The sequence below is a fragment of the Leisingera sp. ABM4_103 genome (assembly GCF_056158685.1).
In genome coordinates this window covers 3058785-3075706 of record NZ_JBSWTU010000005.1, presented here as the reverse complement: position 1 = coordinate 3075706, position 16922 = coordinate 3058785, and the positions used below count along the sequence as shown (strand labels likewise).

The following is a 16922-nucleotide window of genomic DNA, read 5'->3' as shown; positions in this document are numbered from 1 at the left end:
CGGAATGTTCCCTTCCGCTTAGTTGAGCAAACCTAGCAATCCCGCTATCACGGGTCAAAACACCAATTGCGTTTCATCTTGAAATTCCAAGGAAAGGCTGGCCGATGAGCATCAAATCCGTCTGTGTCTATTGCGGATCGCGCGCAGGTGCGCAGCCCGCCTATGCCGAGGCCGCTCGCGCACTTGGAACCGCACTCGCCGCAGGCGGAATGAGGCTTGTCTATGGCGCTGGTGATGTGGGGCTGATGGGCGAAGTCGCCCGCGCGGCGCAGCAGGCGGGCGGCGAAACCTTCGGGGTGATCCCCAGCCACCTGGAACGGCGCGAGGTCGGCAAGTCGGATCTCACCACCTATGTGGTTACCGAAACGATGCACGAGCGCAAGAAGGTGATGCTGTGGAATGCCGACGCCGTGATCGTGCTGCCCGGCGGGGCTGGTTCGTTGGATGAGCTGTTCGAGGCGCTCACCTGGCGCCAGCTTGGTCTGCATTCCAAGCCGATCGTGATCCTGAACACCGACGGCTACTGGGACAAGCTGCGTGCGCTGCTGGAGCAGGTTATAGGCGAAGGGTTCGCCGGACAGGACCTGGCGGGTTACCTGATCTGGGCCGACACCCCGGTGGCCGCCATCGCCGCCCTGCGCGACGCCCGCTCCTGACGCAGCGCCGAGACGGAGAACACCGCAACCGCGCTCCAGATCAGCGCAAAGGCGGCCCCGTGCCAGGGGGTGAACGGTTCGGCGAACAGCAGCACCGCCACCAGGAACTGCAGCGTGGGATTCAGATATTGCAGCACGCCGATGGTGCCCAGCCGCACCCGCTTGGCGGCATAGCTGAACAGGATCAGCGGCAGCCCCGTCAGGATACCAGAAAACGCCAGCATGGCCGCATCCGCCGGGCTGCCCAGGAAGCCTGCGCCGCCGGTCAGCCAGATCACCGTCAGCGCCACCGGCAGGACTAGCAGAACCTCCGCGGTCACCGACACGACAGGTCCCAAAGAAAGCTGTTTCTTGGCAACGCCATAGAGAGCAAAGCTCACACTCAGCACCAGCGGGATCAGGGGTGCTGCACCCAATCCGAAGGACAGAACCGCCACGGCGATCCCTGCCAGTAAAACCGCCACAAGCTGCGCCCGGGCCAGCAGTTCACCAAAGACCAGCCGCCCCAGCAGCACACTAAGCAAGGGAAAGATGTAATAGCCCAGGCTCGCCTCAGTCGCATGGCCGGTCTGGACGGAGGAAATGAACACAAACCAATTGAGCGAGATCATCGCCGTAGCGAAACCCAGAAGCAGCGCGCCGCGCCCGCTGGTGAAGGCCGCGCCAAGCGCTCTGATCCGCCCCTGCACCAGCAGCACACCTGCAAAGAACAGAAACGACCACAGCACCCGGTGCGACAGCACCTGCTCCGGCGGCACATGCGACAGGGCCTTGTAATAGATCCCCGACAGCCCCCAGACCACGCAGGCCGCGATCATCGCCATGACGCCCAGATGTGTTTCCCGCATGATTTGCCCCTGCCCTTGTATCTGCTGACAGACACCGGACAGGGGCGAGGGTCAAGACCCGGGAGTTAACCGTCAGGCGTTCTCAAGCGCCTCTTTCACCATTTCCTCAATCTTGCTGGTCTCGTGGTTGGTCAGGTTCTTCGCGACCTCCCCGACCACACAGTCGGCAACTTCCTTGTGCAGGTTCTTGCGCAGCTCCCCCAGTACTTCCGGGGCTGCCACAAGCACCAGCCGATCAAACTTTCCCTTGTGGGCCATCTTGTACAGCCGGTCCGCCAGATCCGAGGCAAAACGCTCCTTGGCCAGCTGGTGCCAGTCGGTATCGTCCACAGCCGAACGGTGCACGCTTGGCCCGTCGTTGAACCGCCCCGGCCGGTTGGCCGATTGCTCGCGGTCAGAGGGGTTTTCCTGCTCATCCTTGCGCCGCACCTTCAGGTTCGGATTTTGCGCGTCCGTGGTGTTCTCCAGGAACAGCGCTTTCTCGCTGTCCGCAACCAGAACCCAGGTGCCCTGCGTCAGAAAGGTCATGATGTCATTCCTCCTCCTTGGATTTCGTCACGCGTGTAGAGCCCGCCGGGCGCTCCTTGGCCCGTTTCAGCTCGTCTTCAGAGGCGATGTCGCGCTGCAGTCCGCCGCCAGTCCGGCCTTGCTGCGAAACGCTGCCTTTCGCACCGGGGATCTCTTCCGTCTCGCGGCGTTCGTCCGTCGATCTCTCGCGTTCAGCCATGGGAGCCTCCTCGTGTTGCACATGTAGAAGTTCAACGCGCAGCAGCAGGCACTTGTTCCTGAGACAACCACGAAAAAGCCCGCGCAGCAACGCTGCACGGGCGGAAATCTTTTGATGCGGTGCCAGCTTGGAAACCGGCTTCCGCTCCTGCGGTCTTAGCCCAGGCGGGAAGCGACGTTTTCCCAGTTCACCAGGTTGTCCAGGAAGTTGGTCAGGTAGGCCGGGCGCTTGTTGCGGAAGTCGATGTAGTAGGAATGCTCCCACACGTCGCAGCCCAGCAGCGCGGTCTGATCGAAGCACAGCGGGTTCACGCCGTTTTCGGTCTTGGTCACCGCCAGCGAACCGTCGGCGTTTTTCACCAGCCAAGCCCAGCCGGAGCCGAACTGGCCTGCGCCCGCGGCGGAGAATTCTTCCATGAACTTGTCGACGGAGCCGAAGCTTTCGGTGATTGCCTTTTCCAGCTCACCCGGCATCTTGTTTTCGCCCGGGCCCATCATTTCCCAGAACTGGTTGTGGTTCCACAGCTGGGAGATGTTGTTGAAGATACCGTTCTGGGCAACCGCATTGGCGTCGTAGGTACCCTTGATGATTTCTTCCAGCGACTTGCCTTCCCACTCGGTGCCGGCGATCAGCTTGTTGCCGTTGTCGACATACGCCTTGTGGTGCAGGTCATGGTGGTATTCCAGGGTTTCTGCCGACATGCCTTTGGCGGCCAGTGCGTCATGTGCATAAGGAAGATCGGGAAGTTCAAAAGCCATTTTGGGCCCCCTGTCAAAATTGTTTGCGTTCCTGCGCAGATACATGCTGTGTGTGCGCTATCAGGTCAAGAGGCCAAGCCGCGAAATCCGCGCGGGGCCTATGTGCAATTGCGCAGTTAAGGCGGCTGGACCGAAGACCGGCTGTGCGGCCGGCGCAACTGGCATGCGTACAGCTCTGCCGCTTTTGCCTCAACCAGCGGTGTCCCCCGCCGTCCCGCGGCTTTTCCGGACAAGGCAGGCCCGGCGCACGCCGCCTAGTCCTGCTTCACCTTGCATTTCCCGCGCCCGCGCGGCGCATTTGCAAAGCCGGTGATCACTCCCCGGATCGACAGCGTGTTTTTGTCCATATTGAAGACAGCCGAGTACAACCCGTCCACCTTGGTCCGGGCGTTGGCAACCGGAATGTCATTCACCCGCCACGCCAGGTCATAGGAGTTCCCTTTCCGGTGCTCGACCTTGGCAGCCAAGGGTTCACCGACCAGTTCCTGAATGTAGCCATCATAGATCTTTGCGGTTTTGGTGCTGTCTTCCCACAGCACCAGAACCCGCGGCGCAATCCAGCCCTTGTTTGTAAACATCTTGATGTCGCAATCATAAACGGTCTCAGCCGAGACCGTTTGACCAAGAAAACCTGCAGCCGCAATATAGCCCGCCAAAGCAAAACGATTTATTTTCCAGTATCCTCAAATTAATTCCCGGCACCGGAATGCAACCTGCTTGCGCAGAAAACAACCATGTTCCCACAGAAGCCGGGTATTGATGAGCTGCCTGGGTTGAATTGGAGATTGTCCCGGCGCCGGCTCGCCTCCCGCTGGCAGTCTTACCTGCAGGCTAATGCAAAATGGCTTGGTACTGCGCCAGCTGCGACAGCGTCTCCAGCTGCTGACAGCTGCCTGAACCGCGCGGCAGCTGTGTCCCTTCCTCAAGCCGGATGGACTGAATGCTCATCTTCAGGTTGGACGTGTTCAGCACCGCCCGGAACCGCGGTTCGGCCTGCCCGTTTTCCAACAGAACGGCAAGCCCCGGCAATGACCAGCTGAGCGCGTATGAAGTTTCGCTGCGCTTGGCGACCTTGGCGGGAACAGACACGCCAAATGCGGTATCGGTGACCTCCGCCGAGGTAAAATCATCAGAAAACTCAACCGAGATCCGACTAGGAACCCAGTCCTCCCCCGAGATCGGTTGCAGGTGGCAGCGGAAGCTGGCGCCAGCCGCGGCAGCCGCCCCGGCAAGCGTTAAAATCAATGCTCCTACCCCGCTGTTTCGCAGACCCATAAGCCGCCCCCTGAAACATCTTCACGCAGCCGGCTCCCCAGGCAGAGAACTGGCTGTAAAATCAAACAATTGCAATCACTGCAAAGGAAAGGTTCCAAGAGTGCCAACCGCAAAAAAACAGTGCCCCGGAACAACTCCAGGGCACCGTAAATGACGCGGGATGGCGTCACAAGCAAAAAGCGAGTGATAATTTTAATAAACACCCACTTTACTTTGCGGATGGGCAGCTGCGCTCAGCAATTTGAACACATACTCGCCCACAGAGCGGAAGCAGACGATATAGAAGCTGCCATCCTCGTTCAGCCAGAACGCCCCGGCCACCTGCGCCAGGCGCGAGCGGCGGAACTGGCCGGGGGTGAAGGCCGCGGCGTCAAAGTCCACCGGGCTCACCTTGCCCAGCACCTCGCGCGCGCCCTCACCCGACAGGCGGAAGAAGGCACGGGCGTCGGAGACGTTCACCGCCAGCGCGTGCTCGCCTTTCAGCGCCTCGGCCACTTCGGCAGTCTTGGCAACCGCATCCTCATAGGGCACCAGCAGCAGCAGCTCGTCCGGAGACATCCAAGCCGCAGCGCCGTTTTCGGCAACCGAGATAGCGCCCTGTACCGGGACCCCGGCGCCGGTGGCAGCCTTGACGGCCGCCTTCAGCGCAGCGGAGTCCAAATCGCCGCGCAGGGTGATCATCCCCTGCAGACCGGCATCCTCGACCTTTGCGAGCCCGGAATACTGGGCGCCGTTCAGTACGGAAACAGCCTTAGACATTCTGCTTCTCTCCATCCTTGTCGTAGAAGACCGGGTCAACGATCTTGGCTTTGTAGGTCTTGCCGTCAGTGCCCGGGAACTCGATCACTTCACCCATCCGCTTGGGACCATGCTTGACCAGGCCCATAGCGATGCCGCGGCCCAGGGTCGCGGAGTGGTAGGTCGAGGTCACGCGGCCGATCATGTTGCGCTGGCCGTTGGCGTTTACGCCCTCGCCCACCGCATAGGCGCCGTCCGGCAGCACCGAACCGTCCACGGTTTCCAGGCCAACCAGCTGCCAGCGGTCCGGATCGACCATGTGCGAACGCGCTTGCGCACGCTTGCCCAGGTAGTCGTCCTTCTTCTTCGACAGCGCCCAGTGCAGCCCCAGATCCTGCGGGATCACGGTGCCATCGGTCTCATCGCCGATCATGATGAAGCCCTTCTCGGCGCGCAGGATGTGCAGGGTCTCGGTGCCATAAGGCATGACGCCGAATTCCTTGCCCGCTTCCATCAGCGCATCCCAGAACGCCTGGCCTTCGGAGGCCGCAACAGCGATCTCGTAGGACAGCTCGCCCGAGAAGGAGATCCGGTAAGCCCGTGCGTCGAATTCGCCGATCTTACCGTCGCGCCATTCCATGAACGGCAGCGCCTCTTTGCTGACATCCATGCCGCCGCCGGCAGCCGCGTTCAGCTTCTCCAGCACCTTGCGGGCGTTGGGGCCGACCACCGCGATCTGGGCGTACTGCTCGGTCACGTTGGCAACGTAGACTTTCCAGTCCCACCATTCGGTCTGCAGCCATTCTTCCATCCAGCCGTGGATGCGCTCGGCACCGCCGGTGGTGGTGTGGCACAGGAAGGTGTCCTCGTCGATGCGGGCAACCACACCGTCGTCCATCAGGAAGCCGTTCTCGGTGCACATCAGGCCATAACGGCATTTGCCAACCTTCAGCGTGGACATCATGTTGGTGTACAGCATGTCCAGGAACTTGCCGGCGTCGGGGCCCTTGACGATCAGCTTGCCGAGGGTCGAGGCGTCCAGCAGGCCGAGGTTCTCGCGGGTGTTCTTCACCTCGCGGTTCACCGCGGCATGACGGTCCTCGCCAGGGCGGGTGATCGCGAACGGGCGGCGCCACTGGCCAACCGGTTCCCAATCCGCGCCGTTCTTGTCGAACCAGTCGTAGATCGGCGTCTTGCGCACAGGCTGGAAGATCTCGGCCCGTGCCTCGCCAGCGATCGCGCCCAGCGAGATCGGGTGGTACGGCGGACGGAAGGTGGTGGTGCCCACCTGCGGGATTTCCGAGTTCAGGCTGTCGGCCAGAATGGCCAGGCCGTTGATGTTCGACAGTTTGCCCTGGTCGGTGGCCATGCCCAGCGTGGTGTAACGCTTGGTATGCTCGACGCTCTCATAGCCTTCGCGCGCAGCCAGCTGCACGTCCGACACTTTGACGTCGTTCTGGTAGTCCAGCCAGGACTTCATGCGCAGCTGAATTTCCGCCTTGGCGGGCATCAGCCAGACCGCTTCCATGCGGGCTTCCTCTTCGGACACACCCTTGGCAGCCGCCACGGATTTCGCTGGGAAGCCGGCTGCCTCAGCCGCCTTGGCACCAGCCGCCGCCGCGTCTTCCAGCAGCGCGCCCAAGCCGAACTCGCCGTTTGCAGCACCAGCCGGAACCACAAAGCCTTCGCCATCCTGGTTCAGCGGCGGGCGAGAGGCATCGGGGCGGAAGTTGGCGTTCACCTCGTCCCAGATCAGTTTGCCGCCGCAGTGGGACCACAGGTGCACCACCGGCGACCAGCCGCCGGACATGGCAACCGCGTCTGCTTCAACTTCCTCACGGGCACCGCCTTCGCCGTTCTGGGCGCAGATGGCGACCTTGGTCACGCATTTGCCGTCCTTCACCTTGGCGATGGCACGGCCCAGCTCAACCCGGATGCCCTTCTCGCGGACCGCTTCCATCAGCGCGCCGCCGCCGGTTTCGCGGGTGTCGACCACGCGGACCACTTCGACGCCTGCGTCATGCAGCACCAGCGCGGTGCGGTAAGCGTCGTCGTTGTTGGTGGCAACCACGACCTTCTGGCCCGGAGTGATACCCCAGTTCACCACATAGTCGCGCATCGCGCCGGCCAGCATCACGCCCGGCACATCGTTGCCCGCAAAGGACAGCGGACGCTCGATGGCACCGGTTGCGGTGACGATCTGGCCAGCCCGGACCCGCCACAGACGGTGGCGCGGACCGCCCTGGCCCGGCGCGTGGTCGGTCAGGCGCTCATAGCCCAGGGCATAGCCGTGGTCATAGACGCCGGAACCCATGCAGCGGTCGCGCAGGGTGACGTTGTCCATCGCCTTCAGCTCAGCCAGAGTCTTCTCGATCCAGACCTCGGGTGCCTCGCCGTCGATGGTGCCGCCGTCGACCGGCGCGCGGCCGCCCCAGTGGTTGTTCTGCTCCATCACCAGAACCTTGGCGCCCGACACCGCAGCCGCCTTGGCTGCCTGCAGGCCGGCAACGCCGCCGCCGATAACCAGCACGTCCGCGAAGAAGTAGAAGTGCTCGTAGGTGTCGGCGTCCTTCAGCTCCTTGTCGGGCGCAGCGCCCAGACCGGCGGATTTCCGGATGATCGGCTCATAGACGTGCTTCCACAGCGGACGCGGGTGGATGAACATCTTGTAATAGAAGCCGGCGGTCAGGAACCGGCTGAGCTTGTTGTTGATCGACAGGACGTCGAACTCCAGGCTCGGCCAGTGGTTCTGCGACTGCGCGGTCAGCCCCGAGAACAGCTCGGTGGTGGTGGCGCGCTGGTTCGGCTCGTAACGGTCGCCGACCCCCAATTGCATCAGCGCATTGGGTTCCTCGGCGCCCGACGCCACCACGCCGCGCGGGCGGTGGTACTTGAACGAGCGTCCCATCATCACCTGGCCGTTGGCCAGCAGGGCGGATGCGAGCGTATCGCCGGCAAAGCCCTTCATGCGCTTGCCGTTAAAGGTGAAGTCGATCTGTTTGGAGCGGTCGATCAGCCGGCCGTGCTTGGCAAGACGCGTGCTCATGGGCGCAGACCTTTCAAAAGAAAAGCGGGTGTTTCAGTCAGGCGGCGGATCATTTCTGGCCGTCCGCAAATTCGCGCCAGGTCCAGCCCGGGCGTTTGGCAGCGATCTTGTCCATAATCTCCTGCGTCGGCACGCTGGTCTGGGCGGTGTAGGTGCCAAAGACCTCCAGCGTCATGGTGCAGCGGGCGGCGTGGAACCACTTGCCGCAGCCGTTGGCATGGCGCCAGCGCTCAAAGTGAACGCCTTTGGGGTTTTCGCGCATGAACAGGTAGTCATGGAACTCATCATCCGAGGAGCCGGGGCCAAAGCGCTTCAGATGCGCTTCGCCGCCCGCGGCCAGTTCGGTTTCTTCGGCTTTGACGCCGCAATAGGGGCATTCAAGGATCAGCATGGTGCTTGCTCCGTAAAATTGAAGTCTGCAGCGTTAGTGCGCCACACCGGCGGCGACGCTCTCGTCGATGAACTTGCCTTCCTTGAAGCGCATCATCGAGAACTCCTCTGTCAGCGGCGAATGGCCGGTGGCCATCAGCTCCGCCATCGCCCAGCCGGAGCCCGGGATCGCCTTGAAGCCGCCGGTGCCCCAGCCTGCGTTGATAAAGCAGTTCTGGACCGGGGTTTTCGAGATCAGCGGCGAGCGGTCGCCGGTCACATCCACGATGCCGCCCCACTGGCGCAGCATTTTCAGGCGGCTGACCATCGGGAAGGTTTCGACCAGCGCGCGGACGGTTTCCTCGATGTGGTGGAAGCTGCCGCGCTGGGTGTAGTTGTTGAACCCGTCGGTGCCGCCGCCGATCACCATCTCGCCCTTGTCGGACTGGGACATGTAGCCGTGCACGGTGTTGGCCATCACAACCACGTCCATGCAGGGTTTGATCGGCTCGGACACCATCGCCTGCAGCGCCACGGATTCCATCGGCAGACGGAAGCCTGCCATTTCCGCCAGAACCGAGGCGTTGCCGGCCACGACCATGCCCAGCTTGTCGCAATCAATCGGGCCCTTGGTGGTGTCGACGCCCACGGTGCGGCCGTTTTCGGTGCGCACGCCGGTGACTTCGCACTTCTGGATGATGTCCATGCCCATGTCGGAACATGCGCGGGCATAGCCCCAGGCCACGGCGTCGTGGCGGGCGGTGCCGCCGCGCTCCTGCCACAGGCCGCCCAGAACGGGGTAACGGGGGCCGTGCAGGTTGATGATCGGCACCAGCTCCTTGACGCGTCCCGGAGTGATCCACTCGGTCTGCACACCCTGCTGCTGGTTGGCATGCGCGGTGCGCTTGTAGCCGCGGATCTCATGCTCGGTCTGGGCCAGCATGATCACGCCGCGCGGGCTGAACATCACGTTGTAGTTCAGGTCCTGCGACATGGTCTCATACAGGCTGCGCGCCTTTTCATAGATCGCAGCGGAAGGATCCTGCAGGTAGTTCGAGCGGATGATGGTGGTGTTCCGGCCCGTATTGCCGCCACCCAGCCAGCCTTTCTCGATAATTGCGACATTGGTGATGCCGAAATTCTTGCCCAAGTAGTAGGCGGTGGCGAGGCCGTGCCCGCCCGCACCAACGATGACGACATCGTAGTGGCGTTTGGGTTCCGGCGAGCGCCAGGCGCGCTCCCATCCGGTGTGATAGCGCAGGGCTTCCCGCGCGACAGCAAAGACTGAATAGCGTTTCATGAGCGAATCCGATGGTTCGTGTCTGATAGCGGGTATGCCCGAAACGCATGGCTGACCAGTGCCGTTTATCGTCCTCTTTCTGCGTTATTGCGACATAACTCCATGACGCATTGCGGCATCCCGCGGCAGTTTGGCCCTTTTGTTCGCCGCCCCCCGCATATAGATGAAAACCAAACTTCGGAGACGGCATGGTTTTCTGGACAGTCACCGCCCTTATCGCATTTGCGGCAGCGTTGCTGCTGGCAATGATCATCATTCGCGCCCGTGAGCAAGGCGAACCCGCAGCGGCCTACGACCTGCGCGTCTACCGGCAGCAGCTGCGCGAGGTCGACAAGGACCTGGCCCGCGGCGTCATTAATGAGGGCGACGCAGAGCGCATCCGCACCGAAATCTCGCGCCGCATCCTGGCCGCCGACACCCAGCTGCAAAAGCGCAAGTCCGGCCCCGCCCAGCCCAGGTCCCTGTCGCTGATCTCCGCAGTTGCTACAGCGCTGCTGATCACGGGCGGCACCTTGGGCCTTTACTGGCAGCTCGGCGCACCCGGCTATGGCGACCTCGGCCTCAAGGACCGTATCCGACTGGCGGGCGAGCGCGCCGAAAACCGCCCCTCGCAGGCTGAGGCCGAGGCCGAAGTCCCCGCCCTGCCGAACCCGCAGGTGGAGGAAGGCTACGTCAAGCTGGTTGAACAGCTGCGCAAGACCGCGGGCGAGCGCGAGAACGACGCCCAGGGCCAGGCGCTGCTGGCCCAGCACGAGGCCAACCTCGGCAACTTCAAGGCCGCTTATGAGGCCAAGACCAACTACATCCGCCTGGCCGAGGGCAAGGTCAACGCCCGCGACTTCACCGAATTGGCCGAGCTCAAGATCATGGCGGCCGGCGGCTATGTCTCGCCCGAGGCGCAGACCGATCTGCAGAAAGCGCGCGCCATTGATCCGACCCACGGGCCTGCCCGCTATTACTGGGGCCTGATGCTGGGCCAGATCGGCCGCCCGGACCTCGCCTACCGCGAATGGGCCGCAACCCTGCGCGACGGCCCGGCGGACGCTCTTTGGATCAAAGGCATCCAGGGCCAGATCGAGGAGATGGCCTTCCGCGCCGGTGTTGAGTACCGCCCGATCACCCCCGGCGGCGGTACCGCTCCCGCTCTGCCCGGCCCCAGCGCCGAGGACATGTCCTCCGCCAGCGAACTCAGCCCCGAAGAGCAGCAGGAAATGATCCGCGGCATGGTCACCCGCCTGTCGGACCGGCTGGCAACCGAAGGCGGCAGCGCCGAGGAATGGGCCCGGCTGATTGGCGCCCTGTCGGTTCTGGGTGAAACCGACCGCGCCCGCACTGTCTATGACGAGGCCCGCGGCGCATTCGAGGCTGACGCAGAAGCGCTGGCGCTGCTGGAAACCATCGCTGCGCAGGCAGGACTTACAGAATGATCCACGACGCATTCGAAGACTTCGCCGCCGCCCTGCCGCCGATGAGCGCGCTGATGGGGCTGGACCTGGGCACCAAGACCATCGGTGTTGCCGTCTCCGACCGCATCGGTGCGGTGGCAACACCTCTGGAAACAGTGAAGCGCAAGAAGTTCTCTTTCGATGCCGCTCGGCTGCTGGAGATCATCAAGGCGCGCGACATCAGCGGCGTCCTTCTGGGCCTGCCCCGCAACATGGACGGCACCGAAGGCCCCCGCTGCCAATCCACACGCGCCTTTGCCCGCAATCTTGGCCAGCTCACCGATCTGCCGATCAGCTTCTGGGACGAACGCCTCAGCACCGTGGCGGCAGAAAAAGCGCTTCTTGAGGCAGATACGACACGCAAACGCCGCGCAGAGGTTATCGACCACGTCGCGGCCTCTTATATCTTGCAAGGCGCATTGGACCGGATGCGGCATTTGAAGAACGGGTGAACAGATGACTGACGACGTTTGGAAACGGGACGAAATCCAGTCCCCCTGCATCAAGATCTGCGTCGTCCACCCCGAGGCCCGCATCTGCACCGGCTGTTACCGCTCCATTGACGAAATCCGCGACTGGTCGAAAATGACCAATGACGAGCGCGCCGGCATCATGAACGACCTGCCCGTCCGCGCCAGCAAACTGGTCAAGCGCCGAGGAGGCCGCGGCGCGAGGTTAAAGCGCAGCTAACGCGGCGCGCGGTGAGGTAACCGTTTGCAAATCATGCGGAACAGGTGCTGACCCAATGTTTCGCGCGCGAAACATTCAGGCAGGATTGCTGACCTATTTACAGGGAACGTTAATCCTAGATTTGTTCCAAGAAACTAGATGCCTTTCGCGGCCAGCCTCAATGCGGGGTTATGCGGTGACCGCAGTTTCCTTCCTCAAAACCCCACACTTCGAGCTGTTCCGCCTTTTCGAGCAGAGCATATATTTTCAAGACGTCAACCTCCGCCGGGACATCTAGCGCAAAGAGCTCAAACCCAAAATTGCCGTGTTCGTAAGTGCACCCGGCTTCGTTTAACAAGCCAAGATGCTCGTTAAGAAGATGTTCGGAACAATCCTTTGCGGGAATGATCCGGTAAGTTGACCGCCCAGCCGCGTTTGCAAGCGCACCCAAGTGCAGTTGGCCGTCCCTTTCAACGGTTTCGACCACATCTCCGAAACTCAGATTTTTCGCAAAGAAAGGTGAGTTAGCAAGCTTGTAAAGCCCTTTTCCAACTTCGACAGCCCATAGGCTCTCGACCGAAAAACCGTGCCATTCTTCCTCACCGAGGTATATGTGAAGCTTTCTCATCTTTGGGCCTTTGGATCGAGTGAGCTCTGGTGCGAAACGTTGCGGAAGCCACCCCTTACCCCTCCGCCAGCCAACCATTAGTCCAATCCGCCAGCTCCGGGCGGAAATAGGCGATCATGCGGCCCTCTGCCGGCGCGGAAGCTCCCTCAGCCCAGGGCGCAACCCCGTGCAGGCACAGCCGGTGCATCAGATAGGACTTGCCGGGCTTGGCGTGCACCGTGATCCGCGGGCAGGTCTCGAACACCTCGGCGCGGGCTGCCGTGTAGGCATCGGTCACATCCACATCCGCCCAGTCCTGCGGCGGCATACCCTCGAACGCGGCGGCAAAGGCGCGGCGCATGATCCTGTGGCTGCCCTCCCAGACCGACAGCGGCGCCGCATCCGGGCTGCTTTCATTCAGCGGGATGCCCAGCACCCAGGCATGCGGCTCCTCCACCTTGCGGCGGCGGTGCCCGCCGTACATCTTGACCCCGTCCACATGCGCGGCATCGCGTTTGACACGGTAGCGGAAAGCGGCCTCGCCCTCGCCCGGGCGCGGGCGCGGATAGCCGGGAAAGACCGAGGACACCTGCGCCCGGTGCAGCTCCGGGATAGGCCCGAGGTGTCGCGTGATGAACGCCACCGGCGCACCGGCCAGCGGCGGCCCGTCCGGCAAGCGCCCCGAGGCATCATTTGGCAGCGCATCCACCCCGATGAACCAGGTGCGCTCGCATTGGAACCACTCGGCGTTTGCCGGATCGTCCAGCGCCTTTACCCCATGCGGTAAAGCATTTGCCGCCCAGGCAGCCACCTGCGGATCATGGCCGAACCGCACCCAGCCCTTGTCCTGATACTGCGCAAACGGATCTTGCATCTTCATACCCTCAGTAGCCAAAGGCCTTGCGCAGCATGTTGAGCGCCACCAGCACCAGGAAGGCCCCGAACACCCGCTTCAACGGCTTCGGATCCATCGCATGGGCCAGCTTCACCCCCCAGGGCGCGGTGATCAGCGTCATCGCAATCACGATGAAGAACGCCACCAGATTGACCGCGCCGATGGTGAAGGGCGGCCGCGCGGAGGGGTCCACCTCCAGCAGCAGGAAACCGGCAACCGAGGGCACCGCAATGATCACGCCAAAACCCGCAGCGGTCGCCACCGCCCGGTGCACTGCCACCCCGTGCAGGGTCATCAGCGGCACCCCAAAGCTGCCGCCGCCAATCCCCATCAGCACCGACAGGAAACCGACCGCAGGCGACAGCGCCATCCGCTTGACGCCCTTGGGCATCGCTTCGGCCAGCCGCCACTCCGACCGGCCCAGCCCCAGGTAGCAGCCGATCACCAGCGCCAGCCCGCCAAAGACGCCTTGCAGCACGGTGGAGCGCAAGGCGGAGGCCGCCAGCACGCCCACCACAGCCCCAAGCGCGATGCCGATCCCCCAGCCGCGCAGGATCTCCCAATCCACAGCACCCTTCTTGTTATGGCTCATGACAGAACGCAGCGAGGTCACGATGATCGTCGCCAGCGAGGTCGCGAGGCAGATCTGCATCAGCTGATCGCCGCCATACCCCAGCGTCTGAAAGGCATAGAAAAACGCGGGCACCAGCACGATGCCGCCGCCGACGCCCAGAAGGCCGGCCAGAACACCTGCAAAGGCTCCGATCACCACCAGAAGCGCACCCATCTGCATCAGCAAGGCAGGCTCTGGCCACAGGGCGGCAGTCAGGGCAGGATCGGTCATGCGGGGCGCCTCCGGCTTTGGTTCACCGGCAAAGGGTTAGCGGCGGTTCCCCGCTTGCACAAGGCACTAGCGTGTGAGGCGTTCCGTCACGCCGCGGCGCGGTTCTCCACCTGCGCCAGCGCCTCCTGCACCAGCTCCGGCCCGGCCCCGGTGCGGCAAGCGCCTTCGGACAGCATCCGCCGCCACTGCCGCGCCCCCGGCTTGCCCGCAAACAGCCCCAGCATGTGCCGGGTGATCTGGTTGAGCTTGGCGCCCTCGCTGAGCCGCGCCTCGATATAGGACAGCATCTGCCGTACAGCGTCCCCTGCATCACTCACCGCGCCGGTGCCGTAGATTTCAGGGTCCGCCGCACAGAGGACATCGGCGGGCTGGTGATAGGCCGCACGGCCCACCATGACCCCGTCCAGACCACGGTCCAGATGCGCCTTGGCCTCCGCCAGCGTGGCAATGCCGCCATTGATCGAGACATGCAGATCCGGAAAAGCCACCTTCATCCGGTGCACCAGATCATAGTCCAGCGGCGGAATATCCCGGTTCTCCTTCGGCGAAAGCCCCTGCAACCAAGCCTTGCGCGCGTGAATGGTCACCCGGCTGCAGCCCGCCGCGCGGATCTTCTCCAGGAAATCCGGCAGCACGTCCTCCGGCTCCTGCTCATCAACGCCGATGCGGCACTTGACGGTGACCTCGACGTCCACCGCCCCGCGCATCGCCGCCACGCAGTCCGCGACCAGTTCCGGCGTCTGCATCAGCACCGCCCCGAAGGCACCGGATTGCACCCGGTCGCTGGGACAGCCGCAGTTGAGGTTGATCTCGTCGTAACCGGCGTCCGCCCCCAGCCGCGCCGCCTCTGCCAGTTCCGCAGGGTCCGAGCCGCCCAGCTGCAGCGCCACCGGATGCTCTTGCGGATTGAACTCCAGCAAATGCAGCGCCCCGCCGCGCACCAGCGCCGGCGCGGTCAACATCTCGGTATAAAGCAGCGCTTCGCGGCTCAGCAGCCGGTGCAGATAGCGGCAATGCTTGTCGGTCCAGTCCATCATCGGTGCAACGCTCAAACGCGCGGCCTGGTGCAGGGGGGCAAAATCTCTCATGCCGCGCCATATAGGCCCTGCGCCGCCGCCTGCCAAGCCGATCTGCTTCGGAGCCGCCTTCGCGTGAGCACAGACAGCCGGGGACAGGCGGCGGGATCAAGGAAAACCGCCGAGGGGCCCCGTCCTAAGGCGGGGATGCGGCTGTTTTGCTTGAGGCCGGCGGCTGGCGCTGGCAGGCAGGGATCATGTGAAGGCGGGTCTGACGCTTGCATCTGCTTTGGTGAGCCCTGAGCGCCTTTCCCACCCGTCCTCTACCCAGCCAACGACGGCAGGTACAAAACAATCCCCGGGAAGGCGACCAGCAGCGCAATGGTCACCGCGTCCGCCACGAAGAACGGCATCACGCCGCGGAACACATCCTGCACGCTCAGGTCAGGGCGCACGCCTGCCACGACGAAACAGTTCAGCCCGATCGGCGGAGTGATCAGGCAGAACTCGGCCATTTTCACCACCAGAATGCCGAACCAGATCGCGCACATGGTGCCGCTCATGCCAAAGGCGCTGTCAGCAGCCGCAACGCTTTCACCGCCATTCAGCGCCATCACCGCCGGGTAAACCACCGGCAGCGTCAGCAGCAGCATGCCGATCGCGTCCATGAACATGCCCAAGACCGCATAGGCCAGCAGGATGCAGATCAGGATCACCATCGGACTCATCTCCAAGGAGGTGATCCAATCCGAAAACGCTCCCGGCAGGTCCGCAAAGCCCAGGAAGCGCACATAGATCAGCACCCCCCAGATGATGGTGAAGATCATCACCGTCAGCTTGGCGGTCTCCAGCAGCGCTGATTTCAGCTCCGCCCATTTCATGCCTTCCTTCAGCGCGTAAAGGAACACGATGAAGGCCCCGATGGCACCGCCTTCGGTCGGGGTGCCCCAAGCGTCGCCGCCAAAGGGGTTGTAGACAAAGCAGATTATGATCACGACCACCAGGATGATCGGCAGTGCCCCGGGCAGCGCGGCGAACCGCTCGCCCCAAGTGAAGCCTTTGACGGGCGGGCCGACGGATTTGAAGATTACCGCAATACCGACGATCAACAGACCGTAGATCACCGCCGAAAAGGCACCGGGGATGAAGCCCGCCAGCAGCAGCTTGCCCACGTCCTGCTCGACGATGATGGCGTAAATGACCAGAATGGCCGAGGGCGGGATCAGCGAGGCCAGCGTGCCGCCTGCTGCCACCACGCCTGCGGCGAAGCGCTTGTTGTAGCCGATGTCCAGCATCTCCGGAATGGCGATGCGGGCAAATACGGCGGAAGTTGCCACGCTGGCGCCCGATACCGCGGCAAAGCCTGCGGTGGCAAAGACGGTGGAGACCGCCAGCCCGCCCGGCAGCCAGGCGATCCAGCGCTTGGCGGCGGTGAACAGCGCCCGGGTCAGCCCCGCATAATACGCCAGATAGCCGATCAGGATGAAGGTGGGGATCAGGCTCAGCGCCTGGCTGGACACCTTGGAATGCGGCACTTGGCCTGCGATCTTGACGGAGACGGTCAGCGCCTTGCCGAACCGGGTCGGGTCATAACCGAACTTGGCCCAGAAGATCCAAATCAGGCCGATAAGCCCTGCCAGGCCGGCCGCAAAGGCCACCCGCATCCCCAGGACCACCATCGCCAGCAGGCCGCCCGTGACCCACAGGCCGATTTCAATGGGTTCCATGC

General features: G+C 63.2%; 19 protein-coding genes. 4 read left to right on the top strand and 15 right to left on the bottom strand.

Features of this window, described 5'->3' with window-relative positions:
• Positions 1-104: 104 nt before the first annotated feature.
• Positions 105-656: an LOG family protein gene (locus ACXAED_RS16850; protein WP_475051615.1), complete on the top strand. Its 552-nt coding sequence runs from the start codon at positions 105-107 to the stop codon at positions 654-656.
• On the opposite strand, the gene rarD is transcribed toward ACXAED_RS16850, so the two are convergent.
• The 10 genes from rarD to ACXAED_RS16800 all read right to left on the bottom strand — a co-directional run bounded on the left by rarD (position 593) and on the right by ACXAED_RS16800 (position 9717).
• Positions 593-1504 (bottom strand): EamA family transporter RarD, encoded by a 912-nt coding sequence (rarD, locus tag ACXAED_RS16845; RefSeq protein WP_475051614.1) that lies wholly within the window; start codon positions 1502-1504, stop codon positions 593-595. The two genes, ACXAED_RS16850 and rarD, sit on opposite strands and share 64 nt — an antisense overlap.
• A 72-nt stretch (positions 1505-1576) precedes the next feature.
• On the bottom strand, positions 1577-2032 hold the full coding sequence (locus ACXAED_RS16840; RefSeq protein WP_475051612.1) for a host attachment family protein: 456 nt from the start codon (positions 2030-2032) through the stop codon (positions 1577-1579).
• A 4-nt stretch (positions 2033-2036) separates the two neighbouring features.
• Entirely contained in the window at positions 2037-2231 is a 195-nt protein-coding gene (locus ACXAED_RS16835; RefSeq protein ID WP_475051610.1) for a hypothetical protein, read from the bottom strand.
• 155 nt (positions 2232-2386) lie between these two features.
• Positions 2387-2989: a superoxide dismutase gene (locus tag ACXAED_RS16830; protein WP_475051608.1), complete on the bottom strand. Its 603-nt coding sequence runs from the start codon at positions 2987-2989 to the stop codon at positions 2387-2389.
• Between the two features lie 254 nt (positions 2990-3243).
• A complete protein-coding gene (locus ACXAED_RS16825) occupies positions 3244-3567 on the bottom strand; it encodes a hypothetical protein (protein WP_475051606.1) in 324 nt (107 codons plus the stop codon).
• A 253-nt stretch (positions 3568-3820) separates the two neighbouring features.
• A complete protein-coding gene (locus tag ACXAED_RS16820; RefSeq protein ID WP_475051605.1) occupies positions 3821-4234 on the bottom strand; it encodes a hypothetical protein in 414 nt (137 codons plus the stop codon).
• A gap of 222 nt (positions 4235-4456) precedes the next feature.
• The gene (locus ACXAED_RS16815; protein ID WP_475051603.1) at positions 4457-5023 is read right to left on the bottom strand and encodes a sarcosine oxidase subunit gamma; all 567 of its coding nucleotides are present in this window, start codon (positions 5021-5023) and stop codon (positions 4457-4459) included.
• Positions 5016-8048 (bottom strand): sarcosine oxidase subunit alpha family protein, encoded by a 3033-nt coding sequence (locus ACXAED_RS16810; RefSeq protein WP_475051602.1) that lies wholly within the window; start codon positions 8046-8048, stop codon positions 5016-5018. The genes ACXAED_RS16815 and ACXAED_RS16810 overlap by 8 nt, the downstream gene beginning before the upstream one ends.
• Positions 8049-8097: 49 nt before the next feature.
• Positions 8098-8439: a sarcosine oxidase subunit delta gene (locus ACXAED_RS16805; RefSeq protein WP_421055665.1), complete on the bottom strand. Its 342-nt coding sequence runs from the start codon at positions 8437-8439 to the stop codon at positions 8098-8100.
• A 33-nt stretch (positions 8440-8472) separates the two neighbouring features.
• On the bottom strand, positions 8473-9717 hold the full coding sequence (locus ACXAED_RS16800; RefSeq protein WP_475051600.1) for a sarcosine oxidase subunit beta family protein: 1245 nt from the start codon (positions 9715-9717) through the stop codon (positions 8473-8475).
• A 188-nt stretch (positions 9718-9905) separates the two neighbouring features.
• Here ACXAED_RS16800 and ccmI point away from each other — a divergent pair, with 188 nt between their 5' ends.
• Genes ccmI through ACXAED_RS16785 form a run of 3 tightly spaced genes read left to right on the top strand, consistent with a single transcriptional unit; the run spans position 9906 to position 11852 of the window.
• Complete coding sequence (gene ccmI, locus ACXAED_RS16795; RefSeq protein ID WP_475051598.1) at positions 9906-11144, top strand: c-type cytochrome biogenesis protein CcmI; 1239 nt, start codon at positions 9906-9908, stop codon at positions 11142-11144.
• Complete coding sequence (ruvX, locus tag ACXAED_RS16790; protein ID WP_475051597.1) at positions 11141-11614, top strand: Holliday junction resolvase RuvX; 474 nt, start codon at positions 11141-11143, stop codon at positions 11612-11614. The genes ccmI and ruvX overlap by 4 nt, the downstream gene beginning before the upstream one ends.
• A gap of 4 nt (positions 11615-11618) precedes the next feature.
• Positions 11619-11852, top strand: coding sequence for a DUF1289 domain-containing protein (locus ACXAED_RS16785; protein ID WP_475051595.1), 234 nt, complete (start codon positions 11619-11621; stop codon positions 11850-11852).
• 157 nt (positions 11853-12009) lie between these two features.
• Here ACXAED_RS16785 and ACXAED_RS16780 read toward each other — a convergent pair whose 3' ends face one another.
• The 5 genes from ACXAED_RS16780 to ACXAED_RS16760 form a co-directional block, all read right to left on the bottom strand.
• A complete protein-coding gene (locus tag ACXAED_RS16780) occupies positions 12010-12459 on the bottom strand; it encodes a DUF4265 domain-containing protein (RefSeq protein WP_475051593.1) in 450 nt (149 codons plus the stop codon).
• 55 nt (positions 12460-12514) lie between these two features.
• A complete protein-coding gene (locus ACXAED_RS16775) occupies positions 12515-13312 on the bottom strand; it encodes a hypothetical protein (protein ID WP_475051591.1) in 798 nt (265 codons plus the stop codon).
• 10 nt (positions 13313-13322) lie between these two features.
• Positions 13323-14177, bottom strand: coding sequence for a sulfite exporter TauE/SafE family protein (locus ACXAED_RS16770; protein WP_475051588.1), 855 nt, complete (start codon positions 14175-14177; stop codon positions 13323-13325).
• Positions 14178-14263: 86 nt separating this feature from the next.
• Positions 14264-15265, bottom strand: coding sequence for a tRNA dihydrouridine(20/20a) synthase DusA (gene dusA / locus ACXAED_RS16765; protein ID WP_475051587.1), 1002 nt, complete (start codon positions 15263-15265; stop codon positions 14264-14266).
• 251 nt (positions 15266-15516) lie between these two features.
• A complete protein-coding gene (locus ACXAED_RS16760; RefSeq protein ID WP_475051584.1) occupies positions 15517-16920 on the bottom strand; it encodes a TRAP transporter large permease in 1404 nt (467 codons plus the stop codon).
• Positions 16921-16922 lie beyond the last annotated feature (2 nt).